At 72.7% G+C, this 22,784-nt stretch carries 21 protein-coding genes and 1 tRNA gene; 8 read left to right on the top strand and 14 right to left on the bottom strand.

The window, feature by feature from the left end:
- Positions 1-245: 245 nt before the first annotated feature.
- Positions 246-1,727: a carboxylesterase/lipase family protein gene (locus ACU436_RS26070; RefSeq protein ID WP_459029563.1), complete on the top strand. Its 1,482-nt coding sequence runs from the start codon at positions 246-248 to the stop codon at positions 1,725-1,727.
- Positions 1,728-1,732: 5 nt separating this feature from the next.
- On the opposite strand, the gene ppdK is transcribed toward ACU436_RS26070, so the two are convergent.
- The 5 genes from ppdK to ACU436_RS26045 form a co-directional block, all read right to left on the bottom strand.
- Positions 1,733-4,420, bottom strand: coding sequence for a pyruvate, phosphate dikinase (ppdK, locus tag ACU436_RS26065; protein WP_459029562.1), 2,688 nt, complete (start codon positions 4,418-4,420; stop codon positions 1,733-1,735).
- Positions 4,421-4,754: 334 nt separating this feature from the next.
- Positions 4,755-4,985 carry a hypothetical protein gene (locus ACU436_RS26060; protein ID WP_459029561.1) on the bottom strand — a complete coding sequence of 77 codons (231 nt, stop codon included), beginning with the start codon at positions 4,983-4,985 and terminating at the stop codon, positions 4,755-4,757.
- Positions 4,986-5,916: 931 nt separating this feature from the next.
- A complete protein-coding gene (locus ACU436_RS26055) occupies positions 5,917-6,300 on the bottom strand; it encodes an MmcQ/YjbR family DNA-binding protein (RefSeq protein WP_459029560.1) in 384 nt (127 codons plus the stop codon).
- A 48-nt stretch (positions 6,301-6,348) separates the two neighbouring features.
- Entirely contained in the window at positions 6,349-6,639 is a 291-nt protein-coding gene (locus ACU436_RS26050) for a hypothetical protein (protein ID WP_459029559.1), read from the bottom strand.
- Between the two features lie 122 nt (positions 6,640-6,761).
- Positions 6,762-7,193 carry a DUF6194 family protein gene (locus tag ACU436_RS26045; RefSeq protein WP_459029558.1) on the bottom strand — a complete coding sequence of 144 codons (432 nt, stop codon included), beginning with the start codon at positions 7,191-7,193 and terminating at the stop codon, positions 6,762-6,764.
- Between the two features lie 142 nt (positions 7,194-7,335).
- Here ACU436_RS26045 and ACU436_RS26040 point away from each other — a divergent pair, with 142 nt between their 5' ends.
- Positions 7,336-7,545, top strand: a complete 210-nt coding sequence (locus ACU436_RS26040) for a hypothetical protein (protein ID WP_459029557.1) — start codon at positions 7,336-7,338, stop codon at positions 7,543-7,545.
- A gap of 199 nt (positions 7,546-7,744) precedes the next feature.
- Positions 7,745-7,966 carry a twitching motility protein PilT gene (locus ACU436_RS26035; protein WP_459029646.1) on the top strand — a complete coding sequence of 74 codons (222 nt, stop codon included), beginning with the start codon at positions 7,745-7,747 and terminating at the stop codon, positions 7,964-7,966.
- A gap of 125 nt (positions 7,967-8,091) precedes the next feature.
- Here the strand turns inward: ACU436_RS26035 and ACU436_RS26030 are convergent.
- Positions 8,092-8,168, bottom strand: a tRNA-Thr gene (locus tag ACU436_RS26030).
- 117 nt (positions 8,169-8,285) lie between these two features.
- On the opposite strand from ACU436_RS26030, the gene ACU436_RS26025 reads away from it, so the two are divergent.
- Positions 8,286-8,981 carry a class I SAM-dependent methyltransferase gene (locus tag ACU436_RS26025; protein WP_459029556.1) on the top strand — a complete coding sequence of 232 codons (696 nt, stop codon included), beginning with the start codon at positions 8,286-8,288 and terminating at the stop codon, positions 8,979-8,981.
- Positions 8,982-9,106: 125 nt separating this feature from the next.
- On the opposite strand, the gene ACU436_RS26020 is transcribed toward ACU436_RS26025, so the two are convergent.
- The 6 genes from ACU436_RS26020 to ACU436_RS25995 form a co-directional block, all read right to left on the bottom strand.
- Positions 9,107-9,304 (bottom strand): hypothetical protein, encoded by a 198-nt coding sequence (locus ACU436_RS26020; protein WP_459029555.1) that lies wholly within the window; start codon positions 9,302-9,304, stop codon positions 9,107-9,109.
- Between the two features lie 95 nt (positions 9,305-9,399).
- Positions 9,400-12,162: an ATP-binding protein gene (locus ACU436_RS26015; RefSeq protein WP_459029554.1), complete on the bottom strand. Its 2,763-nt coding sequence runs from the start codon at positions 12,160-12,162 to the stop codon at positions 9,400-9,402.
- A 32-nt stretch (positions 12,163-12,194) separates the two neighbouring features.
- Positions 12,195-13,346, bottom strand: a complete 1,152-nt coding sequence (locus ACU436_RS26010) for a DNA polymerase III subunit delta' (protein WP_459029553.1) — start codon at positions 13,344-13,346, stop codon at positions 12,195-12,197.
- Between the two features lie 73 nt (positions 13,347-13,419).
- Positions 13,420-15,393 carry a bifunctional MFS transporter/dTMP kinase gene (locus ACU436_RS26005; protein WP_459029552.1) on the bottom strand — a complete coding sequence of 658 codons (1,974 nt, stop codon included), beginning with the start codon at positions 15,391-15,393 and terminating at the stop codon, positions 13,420-13,422.
- 168 nt (positions 15,394-15,561) lie between these two features.
- The gene (locus ACU436_RS26000; RefSeq protein ID WP_459029551.1) at positions 15,562-15,846 is read right to left on the bottom strand and encodes a hypothetical protein; all 285 of its coding nucleotides are present in this window, start codon (positions 15,844-15,846) and stop codon (positions 15,562-15,564) included.
- Between the two features lie 425 nt (positions 15,847-16,271).
- Entirely contained in the window at positions 16,272-18,635 is a 2,364-nt protein-coding gene (locus ACU436_RS25995; RefSeq protein WP_459029550.1) for a transglycosylase domain-containing protein, read from the bottom strand.
- A 150-nt stretch (positions 18,636-18,785) separates the two neighbouring features.
- On the opposite strand from ACU436_RS25995, the gene ACU436_RS25990 reads away from it, so the two are divergent.
- Positions 18,786-19,148, top strand: coding sequence for a WhiB family transcriptional regulator (locus ACU436_RS25990; RefSeq protein WP_459029549.1), 363 nt, complete (start codon positions 18,786-18,788; stop codon positions 19,146-19,148).
- Positions 19,149-19,173: 25 nt separating this feature from the next.
- Here ACU436_RS25990 and ACU436_RS25985 read toward each other — a convergent pair whose 3' ends face one another.
- Together ACU436_RS25985 and ACU436_RS25980 are read right to left on the bottom strand one after the other, a co-directional pair.
- Positions 19,174-20,286 (bottom strand): ArsA family ATPase, encoded by a 1,113-nt coding sequence (locus tag ACU436_RS25985; protein ID WP_459029645.1) that lies wholly within the window; start codon positions 20,284-20,286, stop codon positions 19,174-19,176.
- Positions 20,287-20,398: 112 nt separating this feature from the next.
- Complete coding sequence (locus ACU436_RS25980) at positions 20,399-21,403, bottom strand: ArsA-related P-loop ATPase (protein ID WP_459029548.1); 1,005 nt, start codon at positions 21,401-21,403, stop codon at positions 20,399-20,401.
- 72 nt (positions 21,404-21,475) lie between these two features.
- Between ACU436_RS25980 and ACU436_RS25975 the strand changes: the two genes are divergently transcribed.
- The 3 genes from ACU436_RS25975 (at position 21,476) to ACU436_RS25965 (ending at position 22,767) form a co-directional block, all read left to right on the top strand.
- Positions 21,476-21,655 (top strand): DUF4177 domain-containing protein, encoded by a 180-nt coding sequence (locus ACU436_RS25975; RefSeq protein WP_459029547.1) that lies wholly within the window; start codon positions 21,476-21,478, stop codon positions 21,653-21,655.
- Positions 21,656-21,659: 4 nt separating this feature from the next.
- Positions 21,660-22,124 (top strand): RidA family protein, encoded by a 465-nt coding sequence (locus ACU436_RS25970; protein WP_459029546.1) that lies wholly within the window; start codon positions 21,660-21,662, stop codon positions 22,122-22,124.
- Between the two features lie 73 nt (positions 22,125-22,197).
- Positions 22,198-22,767, top strand: a complete 570-nt coding sequence (locus ACU436_RS25965) for a hypothetical protein (RefSeq protein ID WP_459029545.1) — start codon at positions 22,198-22,200, stop codon at positions 22,765-22,767.
- The last annotated feature ends 17 nt before the right edge of the window (positions 22,768-22,784 follow it).

Below are 22,784 nucleotides of genomic sequence, written 5' to 3'. Positions count from 1 at the left end.
GCGACAACGGAGCACTGCTCGACGGGACGAATACGGCCCGATGAACCGCACGAGCGTCGGGAGATTCACCGGGAAACGACCGGAACCGCGGGCAATCGACACGGTTCGGCCTCCACGTTCGCTTCTCGCTCGACGCTGCGATCAGCCCACGCTCTCCTGCCCGGGCGGTGGGCACATCGGCTCCGGAGCGTCATCGGGCCTACTCCAGTGGAGGTACGGAACGACCACGATGTGACGATGACGCCATGAGCATCGATCCCGAGGCCCGTACCGTCGCGGGGACCGTCCGCGGAACCCGGCAAGGCACCATCGCTGCCTTTCGCGGTATCCCCTACGCCCAGCCCCCCGTCGGCGCGCTGCGGTTCCGGGAGCCGGTTGCGGCTCTGCCCTGGGACGGGATCCGCGACGCGGCCACGTTCGGCCCGCCGGTCCCGCAGCAGTCGTCGCCCCCCGACGCATCCGACGACTGGCTGACCGTCAACGTCTGGACCCCCGACCCCGGAGCCGCCGGTCTCCCGGTGATGGTGTGGATCCACGGCGGGGCGTACCTGCACGGCAGCTCGGCCAACCCGCACCACGACGGCGCGATGCCGGCCGCGGGTGGCGTGGTCGTCGTCAGCCTGAACTACCGCATGGGTGTGGAGGGCTTCGCGCACCTCGCCGGCGCGCCGGACAACCGCGGGATCCTCGACCAGATCCTCGCCCTGCGGTGGGTGCAGGAGAACGTCGCCGCGTTCGGGGGCGACCCCGGCAACGTCACGGTGTTCGGCCAGTCCGCGGGTGCGGGCTCGATCGCCGCGCTGCTCGCCATGCCGGCGGCGGCTGGTCTCTTCCGCCGGGCGATCGCGCAGAGCGTGCCGGGCACGTTCTTCACCAGAGGACTCGCAGCGGATGTCTCGGCGGCGATCGCCTCGAGCGTCGGTGCCGAGGCCACCGCCGCCGGTCTCGCCCGCATCCCGTCGTCCGAGCTGGTGCGGGTGACCCAGGCCATCGTCCGCTCACTGCCGCGGCGGGTCCGGACATGGGGGCCGATGGCGACGACGCCCACGCCGTTCTCCCCCGTGGTCGACGGCGACACCCTGCCCCGGGCGCCCTGGCCCGCCCTCGCCGACGGTGCCGGTCGCGGCGTCGACCTGCTCGTCGGGCACACGCGCGACGAGTACCGGACGATGGCGGCCCGGCGCGGTGGCGAGATCACCGACGCTCAGGCGACCGCCACGCTCGACAAGCTGGTGCCGGGCGGCAGTGCCGCCTACCGCGCCGCATACCCCGAGGCCGGCCCCGCCCTGCTGCACGAGCTGGCCAACGCGGACTGGCTGATGCGGATGCCCAGTCTCCAGCTCGCCGACGCCCAGCAGGCGGGCGGCGGGCGGGCGTGGACGTACGAGCTCCGGTGGGGCCCCGGGCCGGACGGCGCCTCGCACAGCCTGGACGTCCGGCTCCTCTTCGGCTCGATCGACGTCGACGCCCTCCGCGCCGCGTACGGTGCCGGCGTCGCCGACGAGGCGGTGCACCTGTCGGGGGTCATGCGCGCCGACTGGCTCCGCTTCGCGGCCACCGGCGACCCCGGCTGGCCGGGCTATGCGCCGGCGGACCGCTCCACCCGCGTGTACGACGCCGAGCCGTCGGTGCAGCCCTACCCGGAGGAGGGTTCCCGCCGGATCTGGCAGGACCACCCCTTCGACACGCAGGACCTCCTGACGACGAGCGGTTCTCTCCTCGGATAGCTGCCTCAGAGCCCGGTATCGGCCGCGAGCGCGGCACGGCCTGCCTCGAGCCGGGCCACCGGGACCCGGTAGGGCGAGCAGGACACGTAGTCGAGTCCGGCGTCGTGGAAGAAGTGCACCGACTCGGGGTCCCCGCCGTGCTCCCCGCAGACGCCCAGCTTGATCGTCGGTCGGGTCTCCCGGCCGGCCGCGACGGCCGTGCGGATCAGGGCGCCGACGCCGTCACGGTCGAGCGACTCGAACGGCGACACCGTGAACACGCCCTTCTCCAGGTACGTCGCGAAGATCGACGCCTCGACGTCGTCGCGGGAGAAGCCCCAGGTGGTCTGGGTGAGGTCGTTGGTGCCGAACGAGAAGAACTCGGCGGCCTCGGCGACCCGCCGTGCCGTCAGCGCGGCGCGGGGCAGCTCGATCATCGTGCCGATCGGGATCTCCAGCTGCGCGCCCGACCTCTCGGCGATGTCGGCGATGATCTGGTCGATCTCGTCGCGGATCAGGTGCAGCTCCATGACCGAGCCCACCAGGGGCACCATGATCTCGACGACCGGCGCGCCGCCCGCGTTGCGCCGCTCCGCGGTCGCCTCCGCGATCGCCCGCACCTGCATCGCGTACAGGCCCGGGACCAGCAGCCCGAGGCGCACGCCGCGCAGACCCAGCATCGGGTTGGACTCCCGGAGCCGCTCCACCGCGACGAGCAGCCGCTCGGCCTCCGGGTCCGCCTTGCCACGCGCCTCGGCCACCGCGACCTTGACGGCCAGCTCGGTGCGGTCGGGCAGGAACTCGTGCAGCGGCGGGTCGAGCAGCCGGATCGTGACGGGCAGGCGGTCCATCTCGGTGAGCAGCGCGATGAAGTCGGCGCGCTGCAGCGGCAGCAGCTCCGCGAGCGCCGCCTCCCGCTCGGCGGAATCCTCGGCGAGCACCAGCCGTTCGATCAGCACGCGCCGCTCGCCGAGGAACATGTGCTCGGTGCGGCACAGCCCGATGCCCTCGGCGCCCATGTCCCTGGCGCGGGTGGCGTCGTCCGCGGTGTCGGCGTTGGCACGCACGCCGAGTTGACGAGTGCGGTCGGCGTGGCGGAGCAGCCGGTCGACGGCACGCACGAGCTCGGCCGTGTCCGGTTCGGCCTCGGCGAGCGCCGCGTCGAGGCCACGCTCCAGGTAGTTCACGACCGGTGACGCGACGACGGGCAGCCGGCCGGCGAACACCTCGCCGGTCGAGCCGTCGATCGAGACGACGTCGCCCTCGGTCAGCGTGGTGCCGTCGACCCGCACGGTGCGGGCTTCGACGTCGATGTCGAGCTCCTCGGCGCCGCACACGCAGGTGCGGCCCATGCCGCGGGCGACGACCGCGGCGTGCGAGGTCTTGCCCCCACGGCTGGTCAGCACGCCGACGGCCGCCACCATGCCGGCCAGGTCGTCCGGGGTGGTCTCGCGCCGGCACAGCAGCACGTCCTCGCCGCGCCCGGCCCACTCGACGGCCGTGGCCGAGTCGAACACCAGCTTCCCGGAGGCCGCACCCGGTGAGGCCGCCATGCCGCGGGTGAGCAGCTCACGTTGGGCGTCGACGTCGAACTGCGGGAAGAGCAGCTGGCCGAGCTGCTCCCCGGTGACGCGGTGCAGCGCCTCGTCCTCGGTGATCAGGCGCTCGTCGATCAGCTGGGTGGCGATGCGGAACGCCGCGGCCGCCGTCCGCTTGCCGACGCGGGTCTGCAGGATCCACAGCTTGCCGCGCTCGACCGTGAACTCGATGTCGCACAGATCGCGGTAGTGCGTCTCCAGCCGCCGCATGACCTGGGTGAGCTCGGCGTGCGACGCCGGGTCGAGCCGGGCGAAGTCCTCGAGCGTGAGCGTGTTGCGGATGCCGGCGACGACGTCCTCGCCCTGCGCGTTGCCCAGGTAGTCGCCGTAGGCGCCCTGCTTGCCGGTGGCCGGGTCCCGAGTGAAGCAGACACCGGTGCCGGACGTCTCGCCCAGGTTCCCGAACACCATCGCGCAGATGTTCACCGCGGTGCCGAGGTCGTGCGGGATGCGCTCGCGCCTGCGGTAGATCCGGGCCCGCTCGGTGTTCCACGAGTCGAAGACCGCCCGCATCGCCATGTCCAGCTGCTCCCGCGGGTCCTGGGGGAACTCCCGCCCGGAGTGCGCGGCCACGACCTGCTTGAACGACTCGACGAGCCCGGCGAGCTCCTCCGCGGGCAGCTCGACGTCGGTGCGCGCGCCCGTGCGCCTCTTCGCCGCCTCCAGCTCGTCCTCGAACAGGGCACCCGGCATGCCCAGCACCGTCCGGCCGAACATCTGGATGAGCCGGCGGTAGGAGTCCCACGCGAACCGCTCGTCGCCCGCTGCGTCGGCGAGCCCCTTGACCGAGTAGTCGTTCAGGCCCACGTTCAGGACGGTCTCCATCATCCCCGGCATGGAGAACTTCGCGCCGGAGCGCACCGAGACCAGCAACGGGTCCTGCACGTCGCCGAGGCGGCGGCCCAGCTGGTCCTCCAGCCTGCGCAGCGCCATCGTGACCTGCACCCGCAGCGACTGCGGCTCCTCGCCCTGCGCGAGGTAGTACCGGCAGGCCTCGGTGGTGATCGTGAACCCCGGCGGGACGGGCAGGCCGAGCTTCGTCATCTCGGCGAGGTTCGCGCCCTTTCCGCCGAGCAGGTCGACCTGCTCGCGGCTCCCGTCCGCGAAGTCGAACACGAGCTGCGCACGCTGACCGACCGGGGAACCGACTGCTGGACGTGGACGTACCACCGAAGCCTCCCGCACACATGACCTGGACAAACCGATGACGCTACGGGCGGCGGTCCGGTCCTGTCCCCGTGTGCGGGACCCGTATCGATCCCGGAACCGTGGGAGTGGCGACCACCACCTCTACCCGAGGGGAGGCCGGCCTGAGATCCGCTGACCGGACGACCTGCTCGTAGGAGTGGTGTACGAGATCGAGCAGATCGTCGTCGGGGACGTCAACGTCCAGGCCGATCGTGTCCCACAGCCTCTTGTTGTCGTGGTGGCCAGCGCGTCCGCCGAGTCGCTACAGCTCGTCGTCCCAGTCGTCGTCGGTGTCGACCGGCGGGAACACCTGCTGGTCCCCGACGCTGATGTCCAGCGGCACCTGATCGTCGATCAGCCGGGAGTCGGGGATCCCGTCGATGTCGACACGGACGTGGAAACGTCCCTCGTCGTCCCACCACGCCGACACCACGCCACCGCCGGTTTCGATCGTGGGAATCCGGCCCATCGCGCTCAACCCCGCCTCGCTCACCGCTGGCCCTCCTCGCTCCGCCCGTCACCGGTTCGACGAGGATCGGAACGCGCATGCCTCGCGGCGTCATGCGAGGTGGGTGAACCGTGGCCGTGGAGCCGGGGCCCTAGATGATCGATTCCTTGAAGGTGGTGTGTCGATCGGCCAGGAGCGCGCCCGGCACACGCGGCCTCACCGCCTGCAACCACTGAACACCAACTTGACCGAATCGGGGTCGGGTCGTTCCACCCGGTCCGCGCCCGGGGAGGTGCCCGGGGAGGTGGTGGTCGTCGCGTTCCACGGTCCGCACCTCCGCGCATGATCATGTCGACACCACGGGTCCCGGACCCTTGATCGGAAACGCATGGCGTCGACATGACCACAAGACGCTCTCGTGGGCGCGCCGTTCCCGGCCGGTGGCGGACTGCATCGCCCGCCTCGCCCGGGCCTCCCGTGCGTTTCCCCCGGTTCGGCCGCCCCCTTCGCGCGGGCAGCGTGGTCGGGTGGGCGCAGCTACCGGACCCCGTGGTCACCGTGACAGCCGTCCCCGACACGCTGGCACGCCCGTCTTCGACGACACCGACCCCTGCTGGGTGCCACTCATCCTGCGGTGGTGCCGTTGCACCCCGCCCAGCGTGGGTATCGGATACTCACCTTGTGATCGACTCGCCTTGCGGGGGCCATGATCAGCAGGGTGTGGCGGGGCGTTGTGGGGGTCATGGGGACGGGACCACAGCAGGTTGCGTCCCACCCGACCGCAGCACCGGCCGACGACACCCTCATGATCGCCAGAAGTGGTGTCAGGGCGTCAGAAATGTCGCCCTGACACCAGTACTGGCGATCAACGCCTGAGGAGACAGAGCAGCCAGACTGTTGCTCCCGGACCGGCGCGACGACGGGCCCGTCACGGCAACCTCACCGCCTACGACCACTGAACACCAACTTCACGGAATCAATCGTCTAGGCGATCGGCCGGGCTGTGGCCCGACCGGAGGGTTGCGCGTGTGCGTGCGGGCAGCCCGGCGACGACCTGCTCGTAGGAGTGGTGCACGAGATCGAGGAGATCGTCGTCGGGGACGTCACCGTCCAGGCTGATCGTGTTCCACAGCCTCTTGTTGACGTGGTAGCCGGGGACGACCGACCGGTACTGCTCCCGGAGCTGGCGAGCCCGTTCCGGGTCGCACTTCAGCGTGACGTCCGGTGGCGAGCCGTGCTGCTGGAAGATGGCGAAGACCTTGCCGGCCACCTTGTACACCGGCACGCCTTCGGCGAACGGCTCGTCGACCGTGGCGTGCGGCATCCCGCCGAGAACCGCCGCGAGGTCGTCCGGCGTCATGTTCCCGCTCCTCCTGGTGTCTCCCGCCGGTCGTCGACCGTAGCCGCCTCAGCCCGTCGCCGGCGCCGGTTCCACGGGCGCAGCCGGTCGGGTGGTCTCCGCCGGCCTGGTCGGGCGCGGAGGCGTGGGCGGTGCCGGCGTCGCGTTCGGTGTGGTGGTGACGATGTAGTCGGCCATGCGGACGCCCGCGACGTCGCCCGGGCTCACGACGCCCGTGGCGGGCCCGACGCGCGTCCCGTCGGGGGACTGCACGGCGGAGGCCGTGTAGGCGGTGCCGCCGGCGAGCACGCCGACGACGACGGCACCGGAGACGGCCAGGGCACGAGCAGGACGCGGCACGCGCGGGACTCCTTGGGAGAGCGGCGGCCGGCTCAGGGGGAGCTGTCACGTCGCCGCACAGGGCTGGGGGCAACTCACGTCTCGGCCGGGGACCGCGCGCCGTTACAGGCCCTCGATCGCCTTCACGCCCGCTGTCCGCGCCGCTTCTCGGCGTTGTCGTGCTTGCGTGCAGCGAACGCATGGGCGTCGTCGAGGAGCTCGTGGACCTCGGGCCACGTCGTGTCCGGGTTGAGCACGCAGACCCAGTGATAGCCGGCGTACACCGGGTGCGGCATCACGACGTCGAGAGCTGTGGTGTCGTGCACGGCCTCGGCGTCGAACAGCCCCGCGAAACGGGCCTTCGGCAGGCCGATGTTGAGCCGGAACACCCCGGGCCGCCCGAGGTCGGACGCGGTGTCGTTGACATCGGAGCTGACGACGGTGGCCCAGCCCTGCCGTGGCCGCTGCTCGTAGTCGCCGTCGGGGTCGTAGATGGCGAACAGGTCACCGTTGGCCTCGATGAGGCGAGAGGCGGGATAGGCGGCCACGACCGCTCGAACTTGATCGAGATCCATGGACCCAGCCGAGCACAGTTCCATGATCGCTTGCCCGACGCAAGTGACCCGAATCACTCTGAGCGAAGGTGCTCCATCAGACCACCGACGCTGATCCGCGTCTTCGACGCCGAGCCTTACGGCTGCTAGGTACGCTGACTGCGTGAGTGCTGAGCGCGATGAGCTGAAGCAACTCGTCGAGCAACTGCCCGACGAACGGGTGCCGGCCGTCCTCGCCGAAGTTCGGCGCCAGATCGAGCTCCGGCCCGCCGGCCAATGGCCCCCGGCCTGGTTCGGATCGTTCGAGAGTGGGCGGTCGGATCTCGGCCGCAATCACGGCGATCTACTCGCCGACGGCTTCGGATGCTCCTGAGTGATCGTCTGCGACACCGGTCCACTCGTGGCCGCAGCGGACCGGAGCGACACGGACAACCGTCCCTGCACCGACCTGTTCACGAGCCTGCACCTGGCTGGCCGCCCGATCCTCGTACCGGCTCCTGTAGTGGCCGAGGTCGGATACCTACTCGGCCGGGCCGGCGGAGCGAAGGTCGAGAGCGCGTTTCCTTCGCTCGATCGCCCTGCAGACGATCAGCATCGTCGACCTCGAGATCCCCGACTACGAACGCATGGCCGAACTGGTCGACACGTACGCAGACTTTCCGCTAGGCACGACCGATGCCGCCGTCGTCGCCATCGCCGAACGACTCCGCGTTTCCGAGGTGGCAACGCTTGACCACCGGCACTTCCACGCCGTCCGCCCCCGTCACATCCCGGCGTTCACACTGCTGCCCTGACGCCGTCCGCAGTCGCCCGCCACCCACAACGGGTCGTCGCAATGCTCTCCGAGGACGCGCCATGCGACCTCGGGCAACCCAATGGCGTCACCCGAGCAGCTCCCGACCTACGGGCGAGGAGCAAGTGGAGCCGCCTTGGGGAGTCGAACCCCAGACCTACGCATTACGAGTGCGTCGCTCTAACCGACTGAGCTAAGGCGGCGGGTGGTGCGTGGCCCCAGTGTAGCGAGCGGGCCGGGACGCCCTGTCGCCCGGCCCGGAACGCCGCTGACCGGCGGATACAGTGGCCGGGCCCGCCCCGACCGCTGGAGGCCGTCCGTTGGAGCAGATCGACCTGCCGTACGTCCGCACGCTCTACCGGGAGCACGCGGGTGATCTCGCCGCGGTGGGGAAGCAGCAGCGCGAGTACGCGGAGTCGATGGGCGCGCGGATGACCCCCCAGCTCGACGACCTCGAAGCGGAGATCACCTACCTGCTGTTGCGGGCCACGCGGCCTGCCGTCGTGGTGGAGCTGGGGACGTTCCACGGGTGGTCGACCTCCTGGATCCTCAGCGCGCTGCGCGACAACGGGTCGGGCCGGCTGCACAGCTTCGACCGCATCGACAACGTCGTGCGCAACGTGCCGGCGGACCTCGCGGACGGGCGCTGGACGTTCGTGCAGGGCGACATCCAGGAGACCCTCGACCGGGTGCCGGTCGACACCGGCTACCTGTTCGTCGACGCCGCGCACAGCAGCCGGTTCGCCCGCTGGTACCTCGAGCACCTGTTCCCGCGGGTGCCGGCCGGGATCCCGGTGAGCGTGCACGACGTCTACCACTTCCGCACCACGCTCCCGCTGCACGAGGGGAAGGTCGTCGTGCGCTGGCTGGACGAGCGGGGCGCGCCGTTCTTCACCCCCTCCCGCGCGAAGGCCCGGGACGTCTACGCGACGCTCACCGGGCTGCGCGAGGAGCTGGGGTTGGCGCCGGTCCGCGGTCCCGGCGACAACCCCATGATCTTCTTCGAGATGCCTTAGCGTCGCGAGACGAACCGCCCCGGCGGCGTTGACCAAGGGCGGACGGTCGCTGCTGGAGATCGATTGGCGACCATTTCCCCTCGATCGCCGAACACCGCCATGCGGTGGGGCCGCCTGCTCGAACGCTACGCGGGCGCCCTCCCTGCCGGCTGAGCCCCGCGCGGCCGGAAGAGCTGGAACCAGCCGTGGCGCGCGCGCCGGTTGCGGCCGGCCGATCCCCCGCGCCGCGCGATGCGGGCGAGCCGGTAGGCGTCCGCCTCGGCGCGCAGGGTGCGGCGGCGGTCGGCGGCGAGGTCACCGGCGGTGTGGAGCTGGTTCAGCATGCGGAGAACGATCGTCCGCCAGGACCTGCGGGACATCCGTACGGACCACGGAACCATCACGGACTCCTCGGTCCGTGCGGTCCGTGCGTGTGCCCTCAGACGACCGCGGCGCCCATTGCGACCAGCGCCGACACGCCCCGCTGCCGTTCCGGGCCGCCTGCGAGGAGCAGGCTGCGGGCCCACTGGTAGCGGCAGCCGGCCGCCTCCAGCGCATCCGCGGAGGCGAGGATGCCGCCGCGGTCGCCTGCGGCGAGCGCAGCGGCCCGCTGCACGAGGGCGGCCGTGACGGCGTTCTCCGCGGTGGTGGCCCGGACCGATGCGATGCGCTCCGCCGCATCCGGTTCCCCCGCGAGCACACCGGCCTCCGCCCACGCCGCGGCGTACCACGGACGCCAGATGCTCTGGTACCAGGCCCGCAGCTCGCGCGGATGGATCTCCAGCCGTTGCACGGCCTCCCCCGCCCGGCCCAGGTGCAGCAGCATGAGCGCCTCGAAGAACGCGCTGGAGTGCTGGTCGTGCGTCTGGCGCACGTACGGCACCAGCGCGGTGAAGATCCGCATCCACTCGTCGTGGGCCGCCGTGTCGCCGCGCATGCCGTGGACCGTGGCCATCGCCCGCGCGGCCCGCCGCAGCGTGGGGACGCGCGGGCTCCCGGCGCGCTCCCAGCCCTCGCGGAACCGGTCGCCCGCGGCGAGGAGGCGCTGCCAGTCGCCCTCCAGCGCGCACACCTGGATCAGCCGGGCCACCGCGACGTGCTCGTCCTCGCGGTGCAGCGGGAGGTCGGGCATCCGCTCCGCGAGCCGACGCGCCTCGGCGAGATCGCCCGCCGCGATCGCCGACTCGACGGCCATCACGTGCGCATCGGACAGCTCGAAGCCCACGCACGGGTCGAGCACCTGCGGGATGAGCAGCTCGATGCGGTGCAGCGCGCTCGCCAGTGCGGCCCGGGCCTCACCACGGGAGAGCTGAATGGTGGTGAGCCGGTCCAGCGCGGTGCTCTCGGCCATCGGATCGCCGGACCGGCGCGCGGCGTCCAGGGCGGCGTCGACGACCTCTGCGCTCGCCTCCTCGGTCTCCGGCACCGCGAACGCCTCGGCTGCCGCGATGCGCGCCAGCGTGACTGGGTCCTCGCCGGCGAGGCGCCAGGCCTCGTCGAGCAGTGCGCGGGGCGCCAGCTCGTCCGGCCCGGCCGCGATGGTGCCGGACGCCCGGTTCCACAGCTCGGCCGCCCGTGCGAGCTCCCGGGCGGCACCCGAGGCGTCACCCGCGCGCAGGCACAGGTCGGCCGCGTCCTGGTGGAGCCGGATCGCGTCGTCGCCGCCCAGCCGGTTGGCCGCCACGCCCGCCGCGAGGTGCAGGGACTCCGCCGCGCGCCGGTCGTCGGGCGCCAGCTCGGCGGCCTGCTCGAAGCGCCACTGCGCCTCGGTGGCGATGCCGCGGCGGTGGCACAGCGTGGCGAGCAGCACCTTGCCCTCGTACGCGTCCTTGGAACCGGACTCGACGGCCCAGCCGAGGCCGGCCCGCAACTCGTCGGCGAGCCGGTCGAACCGGGCCCGCCAGCGGGGCGTGTCGACCGCCTCGTCGGCGAGCAGCCCGGCCGCCGCGTGCCAGGCCCAGCTCAGGTGCCGGGAACGGCACTCCGCGAGCTCGCCCGCCTCGTCCAACAGCTCGACGCCGTACTGGCGAACGGTCTCCAGCGCCCGGTAGCGCGTGCCGTCGGACGCCGCGACGGGCACGAGGAGGCTGTGGTCGGCGAGCGAGGCCAGATGGGCGGCGACCTCGCGCACGCCCGTCCCCGCCACCTCGGCCGCGCTCTCGGCCCGGAACGGCCGGGCGAACACCGCCACCCGGCGCAGCACCTCCCCGGCCTGCGGATCGAGCAGCGCGTAGCTCCAGTCGAGCGTGGAGCGCAGCGACCGGTGCCGGCTGTCGACGCGGCGAGCGCCGGTGAGCAGCTGCAGCCGGTCGGCCAGCCCGGCCTCCAGCCCGTCGACGCCCAGCGCGGACAGCCGGGCGGCCGCCAGCTCGATCGCTAGCGGCACGCCGTCGAGCCCGCGGCACACGCGGGCGATCCGGGGCCGTTCGTCCTCGCCGAGCGTGACGCCGGCGGCCGCGGCGCGCTCCTCGAACAGCGCCACCGCGTCACCGTCCGAGCCGTCGCCCACGGAGAGGCCGTCGACCGGGAAGACCCGTTCGAACGGCAGCAGCAGCCGGGCCCGGCTCGTGGCCAGCACGGTGACGCCGGGGCCGTGGGCGAGCAGCCGCTCCACGAGATCGGCGACGCCGTCGAGGAGGTGCTCGCAGTTGTCCAGCAGGAACAACGCGTGCCGGCCTGCCGCCCACTCGAGCACCGTCTGCTGCCGCGTGCGGCCCTGCTGCTCGCCGAGGCCGAGCGCGGCCGCGATCGTGGGCGCGATCATCGTGGCGTCGGTGACCGGCACGAGGTCGACGTACCAGACGCCGTCGGCGAACCGGTCGCTGACGTCGGCAGCGACGGCGAGCGCGAGGCGCGTCTTCCCCACCCCGCCCGGACCGACGGCGCTGACCAGCCGCTGCCCGTCGAGCGCGGCCGCCAGCTCCGCGCGTTCCCGGGACCGGCCGACGAACGACGTGAGCGCGGCTGGGAGGGCGGCGGGCGCGGGCCGCGGCGGGACGGCCGCGAGCTCGCCGGCGATCGCGGTGAGGGCCCTGCGGTCCTCGGCGCCCAGCTTGCGCAGCAGCGAGGACACGTGGCTCTCGACGGTGCGGATCGAGATGAACAGCCGCGCGGCGATCTCCGCGTTGCTCAGGTGCTCGCCGACGGCCGCCAGCACCTCGGACTCGCGCGCCGAGATGACCGTGCCTGCCGGGTGTCCCACACGAAGAGATTCTGCCGGACTGCGCCGACAACTCATCCCCTTTGCAGCACCGTCATCATCGCCTCGACCGCGATCTCCGGCTTGACGTTCTGGTCGAGCGCGGTGCGGCAGGCCAGCACGGCCTCCAGCCTGCGCAGCACCGACTCGGCGGACCAGTCGGTGGCCGCCCGCCGCACGTCGGTGTCGCGGTCGGGATGGGTGAGCGGCACCTGCGCGCCGGAACCCACCACCAGCGCGTCGCGGAGGAACCCGGCCAGGTCGACGAGGGCCCGGTCGAGCGCGTCGCGCTGGGTGCGCGTGTTGCGCGACTTCTGCTGGCGCTCCAGGTCCCGCTCGGCGGCCTTGGCCCCGCGCGCGGCCGCGGCGGCGCCCTTGCCGGTGCCGCCCGCGCCCATCGCGACGGCGAGCTCCTCGCGCTCCGCGGCGTCGCGGCTCTCGCTCAGCTCGGTGGCCTCGGCCTTGGCGTCCCGCACCAGGTCGCCGGCGTAGGAGAACGCGTCACCGAGGTTGCGCACGCGCAGGGGCAGGCCCAGCACGAGCTCCCGGTGGGACCGCGCCGCCGGGTCACGGGCCAGCCGCCGCGCGCGCCCGACGTGCCCCCCGGCCACCGACGCCGCCCAGCTCGCAGTCTCCTGGTCGATCCCGTCGCGGCGGACCAGCACGTCGGCGATGGCCGGTGCCGACGGAGTGCGCAGCGGGACCGGGCGGCACCGCGACCGGATGGTGACGGCGACGTCCTCGGGGTGGTCGGACGGCGCGCAGAGCAGGAAGATCGTCTGGTCCGGCGGCTCCTCGATCGACTTGAGAAGCGCGTTGGCAGCGTTCTCGGTGAGCCGGTCGGCGTCGGTGATGATCAGGATCTGGTAGCGGCCCGTGGCCGGCCGGCGCGCCGCGGACTGCACCAGCTGGCGCATCGACCGCACCGAGATCGACAGCCCTTCCGGCACCACCTCGCGCACGTCGGAATGGGTGCCCGCCAGGACGGTGTGGCAGGCCACGCACTCCCCGCACCCGTGCCGCGGGCACTGCAACGCGGCCGCGAACGCACGCGCCGCCACCGACCGGCCGGACCCCGGCGGGCCGGTGAAGAGCCACGCGTGGGTCATCGCCGACGGGTCGGACGCGGCGGCGGACAGCTCGGCGACGGCGGCCGGCTGCCCGACCACCTCGTCCCAGACGCTCAACGCACGGCCTCGCTGACGCTCGGCCGACGCTTCGCGCGGGCTCTGTGCCGATGATTCGCTCGCTGACGCTCTCTCATCGCGTGACCGCCGCATCGACGTCCCGGGTGGGCGGGGCCGGGAGCACCGGCTGCAGGCCGGCGAAGATCCGCTCGGCGACCTCGTCGGCCGGGCCGTCCGGGTCGACCACCACGTAGCGGTGCGGCTCCGCCGCCGCCATGCGCGTGAGCAGCCGTTGCACGCGCACGTGCTCCTCACCCGCGACGCCGCCGACCTGCGGCGGCGCCGCGACCGGTGCCCGGTCGAGCAACACCGAGACGTCCGGCCGCAGCCGGCCGGTGGCCCAGGCCGCGAGGCTCTCCAGCTCGGCGGGGTCCAGTTCCGGCTGACCGGCCGACGACGCGCGGTCGGCCGCCACCCCGAACTGCGCCAGCCTGCTCACCAGGAATCGGTCGACGACCACCACAGCTCCCTTGGCCAGCGCGGGCCGGATCACCCGCTCCACCTGGTCGGCCTGCACCGCCGCGGCCGCGAGGGCCTGCGCCCGCGGGCCGGAGAGCGCCGCCTCCCGCGTGGCGGCCGTCCAGCGCTCCCGGTCCCGCTCCCCGTCGTCGGGCTCCACGACGAGGTAGCCGGCCGACCGCAGCCGGCGCGCCAGCCGGGCCGCCTGCTCGGTGGTCTCCTCGGCCGGAGCGCCCTCGACGGCGATCAGCACCCCGGCTCCGTGGCGCGGCTCGCCCCGGCGCAGCGCGGCCAGCAGGTCGGGCAGGATCGGCTCGGTGCGCCGGTCGTCCATCTGCCGGTAGGCGAGCATGCCGACGACCGCGGCCACGAGCCCGCCGGCCAGCATCACCACGCGCGTGCCGTCGACCAGGACCGGATAGCCGAACACGTGGATCCACCGCGCGCTCACGAAGCCGACGATAACCGGCACCAGCGCCATCGAGCCGAGCAGCGTGAGCCGCACGATCGACTGCACGAACGCGACGATCCGGCCGCGGATCTCGTCGGCGACCTGCGAACCGATGATCGTGAGGCCGGTGAGGAAGGCGATGCCGGCGAACCCGCCGACGAGCATCACGGCCGCGATCGCCACGAACAGGTGCGGCGCGATCGACACCAGCACCAGCGCCAGCCCGGCCGCGACGATCGCGGCGCCGAACAGCCGGTTGTGCGGGATGCGGCGCGCCATCCTCGGCGCCGCCCCCATGCCGAGCGCCAGCCCGACGAACACCGACGCGAACAGCACGCCGTACGCGGCGTTGCCGCCGCCGAGGCTGGAGGCGTACAGGGTGGCCGAGCCCACCACGGTGCCACCCGCGGCGAAGGCGCCGACGATCCCGATCACAAGCCCGCGGATCAGCGGGGTGCGCACCACGAACGACGCACCGTCTCGCAGCATCCCGACCAGGCTCGGGCCCGCTGCCCTGCGCTCCGTGGCGCGCCCGGAGATCTCCGGGATGCGGAACCAGACCGTGAGCGCGATGACGAGGTACGCGACCCCGCTCATGACGAGGGCGAGGAACACGGTGGACAGCGCGGAACCGCTGCCACCGACGACCCCGCCGACCCGGGTGATCACCGCGAACAGGCTGGCCGCCGTGATCACCGCGACGCCGTAGGTCATCACGAGGTTGAGCTGGTTGGCCGTCTCCACCTGGTCGGGCCTGCGCAGCAGGTTGGGCACCGACGCGTCCTTGGCCGGGATCCAGAACAGCGCGCAGATCTCTATCAGGAACGTGGCGATGAACAACCACCACAACGACCCGACGATCGGGATGGACACGAACAGGACGAACCGCAGCAGGTCGCACACCACCATCACGCGGCGGCGGTCGAACTTGTCGGCCAGCGCCCCGGCGAGCGGCCCGAGCACGAGGGCCGGGAACAGCTTCGTGGCCACCACCCCGCCGAGCGCGAAGCTCTGCGCCGTGTAACCGCTGGTGAGCTGGGTGGCGAGCGCGGAGAGCGCGAGCAGGCTCATCCAGTCGCAGACCCCCGCGACGGACGTGACCAGCCACAACCTGCGGAACGCCGGGATGGCGAGCACGCTGCGGACGCGATGCGCGGTGGGGGCGGACAGCTGTGGTGTCCCCCCGGCCGGACGGGGCGGAGCGGACTCGGTGGCGATCGCTCCTCACCTCCTCCGAGCGCGGGCCGCTGTCCTCGGCCAGGGTAGCCGGGGACACCCGAGGGGGTTCCCGGTGCTCGCGGGCCGCTACCAGGGGTGGTCGAGGATCGCCGAGACCATCTGGATCAGGATCACGACGAACACCAGCAGGAAGAACAGGTTGAACAGCCGCGAGCCGAACCGCCCGCGCGTCAGCCGGGACAGCCCGAGGATCCCCGGCTCGTCGACGATCCGGGGCCGCGGCGGCGGGTCGGGCGGCCGCCCGGGTGCCCGTGGCCTGGGGATCGGCGGCTCAGGCCTGTGTTCCGCGGGCGAGCCGTCGCCGGGCCCGTCCCGCGCGGACGACGAACCATCATCCGAACAGGCGGTCACGCGGGCGGATGGTAGGCGCGCAGGACGCCACGATCGAGGATGCCGGACGTCCCGGCGCGGCACTCACCCTGGTGGGTGACAGCTCGCCGCGCACCGTCACCTCGCTCCGGCTAAGCCTCCTAGGGTCATGGTGACGTCGCGGTCGTCGCCGATGTCGCGGTCGTCGCCGAGATGGCGGTCGCACACCAACTTGTGCGCCGGCACAGCAACTGCAGTTGGTGTGCGAGCGCCGAAGTTGGTGTGCGAGCGGGTTCTGCCGCGGGGTGGCGCCCGGCTGGGCCCGTTGCGCGGGCGTGCCGTCCCCGGCTCGCCGCACCCGGCCCCGCATGCAGTCGGCCGAGTCGCCGTCGACCCCGATCCGTTCCCCGGCGTTCCGCAGCTGTCGGCACGCCCGAGTACATCGCCCGAGATCCACGGGACACGGCTCAGTCGCCGTCCCCTCCGTCGTCGTCATCGTCGTCGTCATCGTCGCCCGGGGCGTCGGGAGCCGGTGGGGCCTCGCCGCTCGAGATGCTGAGCTCGACGGGCTCGCCGGGCAGCGCCGACCCGTTCGGGTCCTGGCCGACGACCGTGCCGCGGTCGGCTGCGTTGTCGACCTCGCGCACCGACACCTTCCAGCCGGCGTCCTCCAGCTCCTCGCGGGCCTCGTTCTCCGGGTCACCGATGACGTCCGGGATCCGGGACTCCTCGCCGCCCTCGAGGAAGCGTTCCTCCACCGTCGGTAGCGGGAGCGGCGGCAACTGATCGACCAGCGGTTTCATGGCGCCGAACCAGGTCTCGGCCGGCGTCTTGCCGCCGAAGATGTTGCCGCTGCGGCACGGGAACGGCGACCCGGCGCCGTCGCAGAGCGGGCGGGGCGCGCGCGAGTTGTCGAACGTGATCACCGCGCCGGACAGCTGCGGGACGAACCCGACGAACGCGGCCGACTTGTGCTGCTGGGTGGTGCCGGTCTTGCCGGCCATCGGCCGGTTCCAGCCCACCTGGCTGGCGGCACCGGACGCCGTGCCACCGGGCAGGTCGTCCTTGCTGAGCGCGTTGAACATCGCGTTGGCCAGCCCGGGCTCGACGACCTGCTCGCAGGGCGCCTCGGTGACCGGAACCGGCTTACCGGCGTTGTCGGTGATCGACTCGATGGGGCTCGGCGGGCACCACTTGCCCGCGCTCGCCAGCGTGGCGCCGACGTTCGCCAGTTCGAGCACGCTCGTGGGGCTGACGCCGAGGGTGAACGAAGCGAGGTTCTGGGCCTTGGTGACCTCGGCGATCGAGCGGTCGGTGGGCCGCCCCGTGGCCGGGTCGACGAACGGGGTGGTGGCGAGCGAACGCATGCCGAGCCGCACCGCCATGTCGACGACGGGCGGGATGCCGGTGAACTCCTCCAGCTTGATGAACGCCGTGTTGGGCGACGTCGCCAGCGCGTCGGTGAGCGACATGCGGTCGGGCGTGTTCTCGCTCGCGTTGCGGACCGGGAGCGGGCGCCCCGCGCCGTCGACGTAGATCGGCGAGGCGTACCCGCTCGGCGGCACGGTGAGCTGGTAGTTGATGCCCATGCCCTTCTCGAGGGCCGTGGCGGAGGTGAAGATCTTGTAGGTCGATCCCGCACCCAGGTTGACCGGCTCGTACGGCAGGCCGTAGCTCGTCTCCTTCTCCTCGGCGTCGAGGCCGAAGACGCGACTGGATCCCATGGCCAGGACACGGTGCTTGTCGCTGCCCGGCTGCACCAGCGACATCACGTTGGCGACGTTCGGCTGCTGCGGCGGGACCTCCGCGTCCAGCGAGGCCTTCATGTGGTCGAGCACGTTGCGGTCGAGGGTGCTCTTGATCGTGTAGCCACCCCGGTTGAGCTGATCGAGGGAGAAGCCGGCCTCGGTGAGGTACTCGACCACGTACTTGCAGAAGAAGCCGGCGTCGCCCGCGCCGATGCAGCCGTTGGGCTGGGTGTTGAGCGGGTTGGCCACGCCGAGCGGGGTGGCGAGCGCGGCCTCGGCCTGCGCGTCGTCGATCATCTGCTGGTCGCGCATCTGGTGGATTACCAGGTTGCGCCGTTCCAGTGACGCCTGCGGGTTGGTGACGGGGTCGAACGCCGACGTGCTGTTGACCATCCCGGCGAGCAGGGCGGCCTGCGGCACGGTGAGCTTGTCGGGCGTGGTGTTGAAGTAGGTGCGCGCCGCCGCCGCGATGCCCGCCGCCCCGTTGCCGAACGAGACGATGTTGAGGTAGCGGGTGAGGATCTCGTCCTTGGAGAGCCGCTGCTCCATCTGGAGGGCGATCTGCGCCTCCTTGAGCTTGCGCGCAGGCGTCTGCTCGGTGGCCTTCAGCCGCTCCGTCTCGGTCTCCGCCGCCACGTACAGCATGTAGTTCTTGACGTACTGCTGCGTGAGCGTCGACGCGCCCTGCACGACCTCGCCGGAGGCCGAGTTGGCCGCGAGCGCGCGCAGCGTGCCCTGCCAGTCGACGCCCTTGTGCTGGTAGAACCGCCGGTCCTCGATCGCGACTATGGCCGCCTTCATGGCGGGCGAGACCTGGTCGGCCGTGACGGAGTGCCGATTCTGGCCCTGCTCGAAGAACCGTGCGATCGGCACGCCCGACGAGTCGGTGACGGTGGTGCTCTGCGGCAGCGGGCCGTCGACGAGGTCGGCGGAAACCGTGTTGACGCTGTCGCCCGTGTCGCTCGCGACCAGCCCGAGGCCGGCGGTGAGGGGGAAAGCCATCCCGGCGACCACCACACCCGCGAGGAGCCCGAGCCCGAGCAGCAGGCCGATCGGCCGAGCGAGATGGCTGGGGAAGCTCACGGGGCGCCAGGGTACGCGGACGGCCGAACGGAGTAGGGGAGATCACCCGACCGCGATTGAGTAGTTTTGCTCGGTTTCCGCTGGAACCCCGGGCTCCGAGAATCCGTCTGTGCTGGTCATGACAAGCACTCGATCCGGGGAGGAGCGACCATGACGGGCCGGTGGAACTGGCGGGCGGCTGCGCGGTGCCGGACGGCCGACGCCGAGGGCCTCTTCGTCACAGGGGCGCGGCAGCGGGAGGCGAAGCTGTTCTGCCGGGCCTGCCCGGTGCGCACGGAATGCCTCGCCCACGCCCTCGACCAGCGCATCGAGTTCGGCGTCTGGGGTGGCATGACGGAGCGGGAGCGGCGAGCGCTCCTGCGCGCCCGGCCGGACGTCTCCTCGTGGGCCGACCTGCTGCACGACGCCCGCACGGCCCACTACGAGTCGGTGGCGGAGGAGACGGCCGAGCAGCTGGCGAAGGCGGCCGAGCACGAGGAACGGCGGCAGCGGCACCTGGACGAGTCGGCATGACCGCCGCCGGCCCTCCGGCCGCCCCCTAACGCGCCGAGCGCAGGGGCTCCGCCGCGGAGTCCGCGGCGCCCGCGAGCCGGGCGCCGACCTCCCGCAGGCCGTCCAGGTCGGCGATGTCGCCCGCGACCACCGGGACGCGGGTGACCGCCACCCCCGGGTGGGCGCCCGTGAAGCGGGAGAGCAGGCGTTCCTCGCGGTCGGCGAGGTCCACGCGGTCGGCGTGCAGCCGCAGCACCGCGGCGGCCAGCGGCGCCGAGCGCAGCTCGTCGGCCACCCCGCGGGCCTTCGTGGCGGAGAGGTCGGCCAGCACCGGGTGGGTGCGGTTGAGGACCAGGCCGGCGAGCGGCATGTCGTCGGTGGCGAGGCGGTCGACGAAGTACGCGGCCTCGCGCAACGCGTCCGGCTCGGGCGCGGCCACCACGACGAACGCCGTACCGGGCGAGCGAAGCAACGCGTAGGTGGCCGTGGCCCGCTCCCGGAACCCGCCGAACATCGTGTCGAAGGCCTGCACGAACGCCGACGCGTCGGCCAGCATCTGGCCGCCGAGGATCGTCGAGACCCCCTTCGCGAACAGCGAGAAGCCCGCACCCACGAGCTTGCGCAGGCCCCGGCCGCCCGCCCGCGCGGGCGCCGACAGCAGCCGGATCATCCGGCCGTCGAGGAAGGTGGACATGCGCTGCGGCGCATCGAGGAAGTCGAGTGCGGAGCGCGACGGCGGCGTGTCGACCACGATGAGGTCCCACTCGCCGGTGGCCGCGAGCTGCCCCAGCTTCTCCATCGCCATGTACTCCTGCGTGCCGGAGAACGACGAGGAGATGGTCTGGTAGAAGGGGTTCGCGATGATCGCCTCGGCGCGGTCCGGCTCGGCGTGGGCGTGGACCATCTCGTCGAAGGTCCGGCGCATGTCCAGCATCATCGCGTGCAGGTCACCGCGGGCGTCGGCCACGCGGCCCGGCTCGTTGCCCAGTGCCTCCAGCCCGAGTGCCTGCGCCAGGCGGCGCGCCGGGTCGATCGTGAGCACCACGGTGCGGCGGCCGCGTTCCGCCGCCCGGATCGCGAGCGCGGCCGACGTGGTGGTCTTGCCGACGCCGCCCGAGCCGCAGCACACGATGATCCGGGTGTCGGGATCGTCGAGCATCGCGTCGACGTCGAGCGCGGGAGCCGGGCGCGGGCTCACGAGTCCTCCTCGCTGACGCTCGTCGGCCGCGTTCGCGGGGCTGCTGTGCCGATCGGTTCGCTCGCAAGCTCGCTCACGATCCGACACCCTGTTCGGCCAGCGCCTCGGCGAGCTCGTACAGCGAGCCGAGGTCGACACCCCCAACGAGGTCCGGCAGCTCGAGCCGGGGCAGCGCGGTGGCCTCCTCCAGCCGGGCCAGCGCGGCCGCCTCGCCGTGCACCCGCACGGCGTGCTCCACGGTCTCGCCCACGAGGCCGTCGATCACGTCGGCGGGCAGGTCGACGCCCGCGGACGCGAGACCGGCGCGGATGCGACCGGAGTCGACCCGGCCACCGGCCGCCGCGGCCACCGACCGGTCGGGAAGCCACTGCTGGCGGACCCGGTTCACGATCACGGCCCCCACCGGGAAGCCGGCCACGGTGAGCTCGTCGACGGTCTCGAGGGTCTCGGTGACCGGCAGGTCCTCAAGCAGCGTGACCAGGTGCACCGCGGTGAGCGGGGAGTGCAGCACCTTCACCACGCCCTCGGCCTGGCTGTGGATGGGGCCGGTGCGCGCCAGGTCGGCCATCGCCTTGGTGACGTCGAGGAAGCTCACCACCCGGCCGGTGGGCGGTGCGTCGAGCACCACGGCGTCGTACACGGGGTGCCCGTCGGCGTCCCGCCGGTTGACGCACTCCTTGGCCTTGCCGGTGAGCAGCACGTCACGCAGCCCCGGGGCGAGGGTGGTGGCGAACTCGACGGCGCCCATCCTGCGCAGTGTGCGCCCCGCCATGCCGAGCCGGTAGAACAGCTCGAAGTACTCCAGCAGCGCCGCTTCGGCGTCCACCGCGAGCGCCCTGACCTCGCCGCCCCCGGGGGCGATCGCGATCCGGCGCTCCTCGTACGGCAGCGGGGCCGTGTCGAACAGCTGCGCGATGCCCTGCCGGCCCTCGACCTCCACCAGCAGGGTGCGCCGGCCCCCGGAGGCAAGCGCCAGCGCCAGCGCGGCGGCCACGGTGGTCTTGCCCGTGCCGCCCTTGCCGGAGACGACGTGCAGCCGGGCCTCCGACAGCGATGCTGGCCAACCGGGTGAACTCACCGTTCCAGGTTACGGAGGCCGGACGTGACCGGCCGCCCCAGCGGGGTGAGGCGCTGGCTACAGTGACCTGTCATGACCTCCCCCGGTACGTCGGACGTCAGGTGGGAATACCTCACCGCTCCAGTGCTCATCCACAACACCCAGGCCATCCTCAACAACTTCGGGCGCGACGGCTGGGAGCTCGTCACCGTCACCACCGGCGCCAATCCCGAACAGCTCGTGGCGTGGTTCAAGCGCCCGGCCAAGGGCTGACGCGGTGGCGACCCCGAGCGAGCGCCTCGCCGAGCTGGGCATCACGCTCCCGGCCGTCCCCGCCCCGGCAGGCTCCTACATCCCCGCCCGCCGCTCCGGCTCGCTGGTGTTCACCGCGGGCCAGGTGCCGTTCGTCGACGGCAAGCCGGCCGGCCTGGGCAAGGTCGGCGCCGAGATCGACGTCGAGGAGGCCTCCCGGCTCGCGGGCATCTGCGCGCTGAACGCGCTCGCCGCCGTCGACGCGCTGGTCGGCATCGACGCGGTCGCGGGAGTCGTCAAGGTCGTCGGGTTCGTCGCGTCGGCGCCCGGTTTCACCGAACAGCCGAAGGTGGTCAACGGCGCGTCCAACCTGCTCGGCGAGATCTTCGGCGACGCCGGCAGGCACGCGCGGTCCGCCGTCGGGGTGGCCGAGCTGCCGCTGGGCGTCCCGGTCGAGGTCGAGCTGGTCGTGGAGCTGGCCGCGTCGTGAGCGAGCTTGCGAGCGAACCGATGGACACAGCAGCACCGCGAACGCGGCCGGCGAGCGCCAGCGGGGAGGACTCGTGAGCGATTCCTACGCCGCGTGCCACGAGCTGCTCCTGCGGCTCGCCGGCCGGCTCCCCGACGGGCTGCTGTGGCGGATGCGCGACTGGCTCGCCGACGACGGGCGGGAGGTGCTGGGCTCCACCCTTCCCCGCGAGCTGCTGCGCCACCGCGTGGGCATCACCGACGCCGAACGCGACCTCCTCGAGACGGCCGTCGGATCGGCCCACCCGCTGCTCGACGCGGTGCTGCCCGCCGCCACGCCGCCGCCCACCCGCGCCGCGTTCCAGCCCGGCGACGGCGCCGTCGACACGCCTGCCCTCTCCGTGCTCGCGGTCGTCCGCGGCCACCCCGGGTGCGTCGAGCTACGCCAGTCGTGGCGCGACTCGCAACGGATCGTGCTGGTGCTCGGCGCCGAACGGCCGTGGCAGCTCGCCGGGACACTCCAGCGGGTGATGCGCGCCCACGGCGACCGCACACCGTGCGTGGAGGTGCTCCCACCGCACGGGGAGCGCTCCGACTACCACCAGGCGGCCATCATCGGATCCAGGCCGCTGTGGCGATCCGCCACAGCGCTGGTCGGCGCGTGAGGGGAGCGACCGACACG

Source organism: Pseudonocardia wallangbongensis, from assembly GCF_054486945.1.
This window is presented reverse-complemented; position numbering and strand designations above follow the sequence as displayed.

Excerpts from the sequence above, each read along its gene's own strand:
- ACU436_RS26070 (WP_459029563.1), top strand. The coding sequence starts at position 246 with ATGAGCATCGATCCCGAGGCCCGTACCGTCGCGGGGACCGTCCGCGGA.
- ACU436_RS26055 (WP_459029560.1), bottom strand. The coding sequence starts at position 6,300 with ATGACGCCGGACGACCTCGCGGCGGTTCTCGGCGGGATGCCGCACGCC.
- ACU436_RS26045 (WP_459029558.1), bottom strand. The coding sequence starts at position 7,193 with ATGGATCTCGATCAAGTTCGAGCGGTCGTGGCCGCCTATCCCGCCTCT.
- ACU436_RS26020 (WP_459029555.1), bottom strand. The coding sequence starts at position 9,304 with ATGCTGAACCAGCTCCACACCGCCGGTGACCTCGCCGCCGACCGCCGC.
- ACU436_RS25990 (WP_459029549.1), top strand. The coding sequence starts at position 18,786 with ATGACGGGCCGGTGGAACTGGCGGGCGGCTGCGCGGTGCCGGACGGCC.
- ACU436_RS25985 (WP_459029645.1), bottom strand. The coding sequence starts at position 20,286 with ATGCTCGACGATCCCGACACCCGGATCATCGTGTGCTGCGGCTCGGGC.
- ACU436_RS25975 (WP_459029547.1), top strand. The coding sequence starts at position 21,476 with ATGACCTCCCCCGGTACGTCGGACGTCAGGTGGGAATACCTCACCGCT.